The sequence below is a fragment of the Bartonella sp. AP21QHHD genome (genome assembly GCF_042196205.1).
Classification (GTDB): domain Bacteria; phylum Pseudomonadota; class Alphaproteobacteria; order Rhizobiales; family Rhizobiaceae; genus Bartonella.
This window is the reverse complement of sequence record NZ_JBHIPT010000083.1, coordinates 1-8,303: the sequence shown is the minus strand read 5'-3', so window position 1 is coordinate 8,303 and position 8,303 is coordinate 1. Positions and strand designations below refer to the sequence as shown.

Here is an 8,303-nt window from a genome sequence, read left to right as displayed (position 1 = left end):
AATCTTCGCATCATCCGTTGCATTGTAGACTTCTTGCGTGTCTGGTTTACCAGAACCTATATGCAATGTTTGGTAGTGATCGTCTGTTGGTCCATTAAAGATAATGGAGCTGTTATCGAGATTAAGCACAGAAACATCAGAACGAGATCTTTGAGCGATATCAAGGAGATTGCCATCATCATCTTTTTCATTTTTGCTGATTTTCAACGTCCATTTTGTATCGTTTTTCAGATCAAAGTGCACATTTCTGTCTTTAGCAATATTTGCTCTGCCCTCTAAAATAGACTGATCTGCGCTTAATGTGAAGGTGCCGTTGGAGATCGTTTTAACCTCTTTACCATCCCACAAATCTTTATCTTTCCATGATGTTTTGTCCCAAAAAATACCATCTCCTAATAATACGTCAGCATGGACTTCTGATTTTTTAAGATTGACTGTGCCGATTGATGGAGCAGCAGCATCTTCGATGCTTTTTTCAACAACAGTTCTAACGAAAATTCCTGTACCATTTTCAGCATGAAGCTCTGCATTAGTCAGATTGATCTCATTACTATGATATTTTTGCGGATCATGCGAGCTATTCGGATTATTATCAAAGAAAGTTGCGAATTGTAAACTGGCAACTTCTGCTGTGGCAGAAACATCTGTCAGATCAATATGTCCGCCATTTATTACAACCAGTGCAGCCATTTTTGCTTCTATTGTATTTTTCTTCCCCTTCTGAGGAGTATCGGATTGGGTATCTAGGCCTTTAGAATTAGTATCAATAGCGCCATTAACCATCTTAATTGTGCCATCTTCACCAGTAGCGAGACCAATACCAACATTTTGAATAGTTGTTTTGCCATTTAATTCAACTATACTATCAGCCTCCCAAGTGCTTACACCAACGGTTTCTGCTTCGGACTCACCACCGATTATTGTTAAATCTCCGGTAATGATTTTACTCCCATCATCTGCATAAAGACCTTCATCAAAATTTTGAATGGTTGTTTTGCCAGTTAACTGAATTTCACTCCCAGAGCCCGATGTCCATACACCAGATCGTGCTTCATTGGGGTTGTCATTAATTGCTTTACCACCGACTATTGTTAAATCTCCGCTGGTAATTTTACCACCATTAAAGGCTCCAAGACCGTACGAAACTTTTTCAAAGGTTGTATGCCCCTTTAATTGAATTTCACTATTGGGATCAATGGCTATTATACCAGAAGTGCCGTATTCTTGGTTTTCATAAGCAGTTATTGTTAAATCTTCGCTGGTGATTTTACCACCTTTTTCTGCTCTCAGTCCGTCTCTAACTTTTTCAATGCTTGTTTTGCCTTTTAATTCAATTATGCTTCCAAAGCCATGGGCATTTGCACCGTTTCCGAAGTTATCGGTTGTTAGAGTAACATCCGTAATTTCAATACGTCCACCATTTTCTGTAAATAATGCGTCTTCATGTCCATTCAAATTTCCTCCTATGACAGTCCCTCCTTTCATTGTGATCTTGGATTCTATACCATCTGCATGGAGTGCATTACCCTTAGATGATGCGACTGTAACATTGTTGTTTAAAGTAATGATGCTGCCGTTTCCAGCATATACCCCATCAGTTTCCCCATCGAGTGATCCTCCAGAGATTGTTATTGTCGAGTGATCATCTGCAAATATGCCTTTTAGTGCTTGAGTTACGGTTACATTGTTCAAGGTTACTGTGCTGTTTTTAGCACTTATTCCTAAGGATAGTGAACTGTTATCGTTTTCACTCGATATTACTACGTCTTCCAGCTTGTTTTTTTTACTCTTACTGTCAGAAAAGGAAGCACCAGTGCTAGATAAAATGCCAGATGAGGAGGCCTCCATTCCAGAATATGTAATTGTTCCCTTAGTCATTTGAAGTGTAGCACCGTCTTTGGCTTCAAGGCCTAAGAAAATACCAGAACTAGTGCCTTTAATGGTTGTGCCATCCAGTAACTCAATCGCACTGTCAGCACCTTCTGCTGTTACAGCATAGACGGTTTGGTTTGTGCCTTGGTTTATATCTTTATTCGTAACAATGGTTAAATGTTTTCCAATGATTTTGCCACCGTCTTTTGCGTGAATAGTTTCGTAGGTTTTATCGGATACTTCTTGTTGTTTTCCCTCAGAAACTACGAGGGTTTCAGCATGTGCACTGAACTGGATGTTGAACAGGATAATAGCGGCTGCAGCCGTACATGATAAAAGGGATGTTTTATACACTAGTATTCTCCTTATGAGAGCCCCAAAATATTCATTTCCCCGCGAACTTCATAAGAAGAAGTGAAAATGGATAGTTGTTATTACTTTCAGTAATTGTTTTTATTTGGTAAGACATTTTTGGTTTTTTGTCAAAATTAAAAAATAATTGATATTAATTATCTCTAATACAAAATGTATTTATAATTGATTTTATTTAAAGAATTATAATTTTGAATATTATTATTCAGAGAAATATTGTGAGATACTGATATAGTGGTTTTTACGTGATGGTAGGGATTATTATATGACGCAAATTGGGGTTATGAGGGAAAAAAAGGATGTAGAAGAAGCTAGTAAAAAAGCTAACTTACTTGGGCTTAAAGTGGTTTTTCATCTTTCAATACAGTGGTATTAATTTATTTCTAATAGACTTCTCTTTTTTTCAAAGTAGGAAGTACTCTTCATCCACTGGGGATGGAAGTGCTCTGTTGCGTTTGTTGTGTCTTGTCTTGGAGATTTTCGTAAAGAACTAAGTATAAAGAGGGGAGGGTGCTTTAAAAGGAAAAAGGATGACTTTAATGTACAAAAAGGGCAGCATATTGTGCTGCCCTTTTTATTAAATTGAATAGAATGAATAGGCTATTTTTACAGCCTTGATTTAAAACTGATAGCGTATGCCACCTGAAAAGCTTGCACCACTTATACCAGTTTTCTGAAGCTTTTGTCGATAGCTTACATCACCGTAAAGAGAGAAATTGTGAGACAGTTGTGCATTGATGCCAACGCCGCCTTCAATTGCTGTTCCCATGGGATCAAGGTCAAAATCTCTGCCAATCTGGATGGTACCATCATCACCAAAGGTTTTGATCAAGTTTGCTTTTCCATAGAAGGAAATGGCAGGACCATTTTCAGTGGTCATAATGGTTTTTGTCAAACGTCCACCAACACGGATCAACCATTGAGAAGGATTTTTCATATCAACGGTAAAATTATCAGCATCTTCAATGGTATCAAACATCAAATGTTGATAAGCAAGTTGTATTTGGGGCTCAAATGTTAAACCTTCCATTCCGGTAGAAAATTGTTTGCCAACGGTGGTGGAAATACTCAACATTTTTACATTGTTCAATTTCGCGGTTTTACCAATGATAGCATTGGTGATATCGCTCTTTATTATTCCATAGGATAAAAGTGTATCCATATAGAAACCACTGTCATGCTGTACGCTACTATAGGCAGTGAGAGACCATTTATCTAAAGTGCTTTTACTTGCATCCTGCATCTCTTTTGGAGTGAAAGACAGCCGCCCATAGGTGCCTAAAAGACCAAGATGTGTAGTAGTGCTGTGCCCTTCTAACGTAGTCAATGCAACCCCACCTTGTATAGCGGCGTAGCGAATATCAGCACCATAACCATATTTAAGGGGACCGCGTTTCGAGGATAAGGTTCCTGTACCCCCATAGGTAGAGAGGAAAAAACTGTTTTTTAGATTTTTCTGCTCTCCCAAGACTGTTGTTCTCATATTGGCTAAAAGTGCATTTTGCTTGGCCATATCGGCCAATCCAGTATAAAAGAGGGCATTTGGCATAACCAAATAGCTTGCCATTTGTGGTACAACTGCTCTTACTTTTGAATCGGTGTCAAAAAATTCAGGCTGCAAACGGAAATCCCAGAAATCTTTATCCTTTTCATCGAATAAGTTTTGGTTAGCATTGGCTTTGCCATAGCTTGAGACTGGTCCATAGGCAGTTAGCGTATATTTATAAGGAGTTCCTCCTATGGTGGTATAGCCATTTTTCAATTTAAAGGAGTCTTCTTTTGCTTCTCCAGAAACTTGAATAAGTGAAAGTCCACCTATATTTGAAGGAGTAGAAGCATTCTCTACGCTCTCTTTATCCCCTGAAACACTTTTGACATAAACTGTTGTGGTGCCTGCTACATCACCGTGAATGAGAAGCCTATCGGTTTTTTGTGCATCTATTGCAACACCATCACTCCATATAGCGTTGAAATGAATTTCTGCCTCACCAAAGGCATTATAGACTGCTAGAATGGTTGGTATTCCAGATCCTACATGCAATGTATGATAATGATCTTCTACCGGTCTATTAAAAACAATAGAACTATCATTAAGATTGAGCACAGAAATATCAGAACGTGACCTTTGAGCAATAGCAAGCAGTTTTCCGTCATCATCGGTTTCTTTTGTACTGGTTTTCAATATCCATGTTGTCTTGTTTGTCAAATCAAAGCGTACGGTTCTGTTTTCTGCAATTTTTGCTCTTCCCTTTAATACCGAGTGATTAGCATTTAATGTAAAAGCAAAATTACTTTCTTTAGTTGAAGCTTTTGCTGCTAATAAAATATCGGCACTGATTTCTGAATTTTTGAGATTGGCTATACCGATTGATTGGTCTGCGTTAATTCCAATACTATTTTCAGTGCGAATCTTTGTATTTGTCAAGTTGATTTCTAAGGCGTTATCGTCCTCGGATTTATCAAATATTATGCCACTGTTTTCTGCTGTTGCAGAAACATTTGTTACATCAATATATCCGCTATTTTTTACAACAAATGCTGATCCTTTTGCTGCTACGGTCCCTCCATTCATTTTAATTGTGCCACCGTTTTCTGCATAAAGTCCGATGAAAGTATTGCTAATCGCTGTATTTCCATGCAATTCAATTAAGCTGTAAGGATTACTGGCAGCTGCACCGTATCCGTTGCCATCCATTGTTGTTAGAGCAACGTCTGTGACCTTAATATGTCCACCATTCATTGCGAACAATGCCATGGTTGTCGCAGTTACTGTTCCCCCAGTCATTATGATTGTGCCACTATTTTCTGCATCAAGTCCGGTTACAGCATTATCAATAGTTGTCTTCCCATACAATTCAATCAAGCTATTAGGATCGGTGGTAGCTGCACCGTATCCGTTACCATACATCGTTGTTAGAGCAACATCTGTGACCTTAATATGCCCACCGTTTTTTGCAAACACTGCCATGTTTGCAGCGGTTACAGTTCCTCCCGTCATTGTGATTGCACCACTATTTTCTGCATTAAGCCCGATGAAAGCATTATTAATTGTTGTCTTTCCATGCAATTCGATCAAGCTATCAGGATCGGTGGTAGCTGCGCCATAGTTACCATTTATTGTTGTTAGAGCAACATCTGTGACTTTAATATGCCCACCGCTTTTTGCAAGCAATGCCATGTTTGCAGCGGTTACAGTTCCTCCCGTCATTGTGATTGCACCACTGTTTTCTGCATTGAGCCCGATGAAAGCATTATTAATCGTTGTCTTTCCATGCAATTCAATCAAGCTTTCAGGATCGGAGGTAGCTGCTCCGTATCCGTTACCATACATCGTTGTTAGAGCAACATCTGTGAGCTTAATATGTCCCCCGCTTTTTGCAAGCAATGCCATGTTTGTTGCGGTTACAGTTCCATCTGCCATTGTGATAGTACCACTATTTTCTGTATAAAGTCCGATGAAAGCATTATTAATCGTTGTCTTTCCATGCAATTCAATCAAGCTTTCAGGATCGGAGGTAGCTGCTCCGTATCCGTTGCCATACATCGTTGTTAGAGCAACATCTGTGAGCTTAATATGTCCTCCGCTTTTTGCAAGCAATGCCATGTTTGTTGCGGTTACAGTTCCACCCGCCATTGTGATAGTACCACTATTTTCTGTATTAAGCCCGATGAAAGCATTATCAATTATTGTCTTTCCATATAATTCAATCAAGCTGTCAGGATCAGTGGTAGCTGCACCGTATCCGTTGCCATCCATTGTTGTTAGAGCAACATCTGTGACCTTAATATGTCCACCGTTTGCTGCAAACAGTGCCATGTTTGTTGCGGTTACAGTTCCATCCGCCATTGTGATAGTACCACTATTTTCTGTATAAAGTCCGATGAAAGCATTATTAATTGTTGTCTTTCCATGCAATTCAATCAAGCTGTTAGGATCGCTGGTAGCTGCACCGTATCCGTTGCCATCCATTGTTGTTAGAGCAATATCTGTGACCTTAATATGTCCACCGCTTTTTGTAAGTACTGCCGCGCTTTTCCCAGTTACAGTTCCATCCGCCATTGTGATAGTACCACTATTTTCTGTATAAAGTCCGATGAGAGCATTATTAATTGTTGTCTTCCCATCCAATTCAATTAAGCTTTCAGGATCGGTGGAAGCTGCACCGTATCCGTTTCCGTCCATCGTTGTTAGAGCAACATCTGTGATCTTAATATATCCACCGTTCATGGTAAACAATGCTGCGCTTTTTGCAGTTACAGCTCCTCCCGTCATTATGATGACACCACTGTTTTCCGCATCAAGTCCATTTATAGCATTAGTAATCGTTGTCTCTCCATCCAATTCAATAAAGCTGTAAGGATCGGTGGAAGCTGCCCCGTATCCGTTTCCGTCCATCGTTGTTAGAGCAACATCTGTGACCTTAATATATCCACCTTTTTGTACAAATAATGCTCTATTTCCCGCAGTCACTGTCCCTCCCATCATTATGATTGTAGAGAATAAACCGTCTGCATAGAGTCCATCACCATCAGATGATGTAACTTGAACGCTGCCTTCTTTACTATTGGCTAAAGTAATGAAGCTGCCGTTCATTACGTATAGCCCTGTGTGTTCTCCATCAAATGCTCCTCCTAATATCGTTACTTGTGAACCATCTTCTGCCGATATGCTGGTGTCTGCGTGCGTAATGGTTACATTTTCTAAAGTGAGATGACTTCCGGCAAAGGCCGTTATTCCTGTGTATAAAAACTCTTCTTTTTCATTTTCTAATTCACTTTCCCATCCAGGGTCTAATTCATTGTCCGATGTTTTCACACTTTCTAGCTTGTCTTGATCACTTATGCTGGTATTTGCATAAGTAATGGTTACATTTTCTAATTTGTTTTTATCGCTTTTACTCTCATTGAAGAACGCACCAGTTTCAAAAGCCGTAATGGTTCCTCCAGTCATTGTGATTGTGCTACCGTTTGTTGCATAAAGCCCAATTACAGCGTCATTAATTACCGTATTTCCGTGTAGTTCAATTGTGCTTTCAACATCATTAGCTATTGCACCGATTCCGGTGCCATCTTTTTTAAAGTAACATCTGTGACGTCAATATGTCCGCCATTTTCTGCAAGTAATGCTGTATTTTCTCCAGTGACTGATCCTCCTATCATTGTGATTGTGGATTGTGCACCATTTGCATAGAGTCCGTCACCATGAGATGATGTAACTTGAACACTGCCTTTTTTATTATCGGCTAATTCACTATAGGTTAAAGTAATAGCGCTGCCTTCCGTAGCAGATATTCCTTTGAGTTCTCCATCAAATTCTCCTCCTAAAATCGTTACTTCAGAATGATCATTTGCAAATATACTGGTGTTTGCTTGCGTAACTGTTACGTTTTCTAAAGTAACTTTGCTTTTGTTGTCGGCATTTATTCCCTTGTCCATGAAGTGGCCATCTTTACCGCTTGATATTGTTACACCTTCCAGCTTATTTTTATCATTCATACTGTTTTCGAAGAAAGCGCCAATTTCAGAAACCGTAATAATGCCTCCAGTCATTTTGATTGTAGCACCATCTTTTGCATTAAGACCAAGACGAATGTCAAAATCAGTTCCTTTAATGGCTGTGTCTTGCAGTAATGTAATCGCACTGCCAAGACCGTCAGCTGTTACAGCATAAATATCCGTGTCTTTATTCGTAACAATGGTTAAATGTTTTCCAATGATTTTGCCACCGTCTTTTGCGTGAATAGTTTCGTAGGTTTTATCGGATACTTCTTGTTGTTTTCCCTCAGAAACTACGAGGGTTTCAGCATGTGCACTGAACTGGATATTGAACAGGATGATAGCGGCTGTAGCCGTGCATGATAAAAGGGATGTTTTATACACTAGTATTCTCCTTATGAGAGCCCCCAAATATTCATTTCCCCGCGAATTTCATAAGAAGAAGTGAAAATGGATAGTTGTTATTAATTTCAGTAATTGTCTTTATTTGGTAAGACATTTTTGGTTTTTTGTCAAAATTAAAAAATAATTGATATTAATTATCTCTAATACAAAATGTATTT

Annotated in this window: 1 protein-coding gene and 3 pseudogenes; all 4 read right to left on the bottom strand. The window is 39.0% G+C overall.

Annotated features, from left to right (window positions below; all coding sequences use genetic code 11):
- A pseudogene (locus ACFIMC_RS05060) lies at positions 1 to 2,226 on the bottom strand (autotransporter outer membrane beta-barrel domain-containing protein); the annotation flags it as partial.
- A gap of 637 nt (positions 2,227 to 2,863) precedes the next feature.
- A pseudogene (locus ACFIMC_RS10335) lies at positions 2,864 to 4,993 on the bottom strand (autotransporter outer membrane beta-barrel domain-containing protein); the annotation flags it as partial.
- Between the two features lie 1,875 nt (positions 4,994 to 6,868).
- Positions 6,869 to 7,231: pseudogene (locus ACFIMC_RS10330) on the bottom strand (right-handed parallel beta-helix repeat-containing protein); the annotation flags it as partial.
- A gap of 59 nt (positions 7,232 to 7,290) precedes the next feature.
- Positions 7,291 to 8,124: a NosD domain-containing protein gene (locus ACFIMC_RS05050; RefSeq protein ID WP_375672041.1), complete on the bottom strand. Its 834-nt coding sequence runs from the start codon at positions 8,122 to 8,124 to the stop codon at positions 7,291 to 7,293.
- Positions 8,125 to 8,303 lie beyond the last annotated feature (179 nt).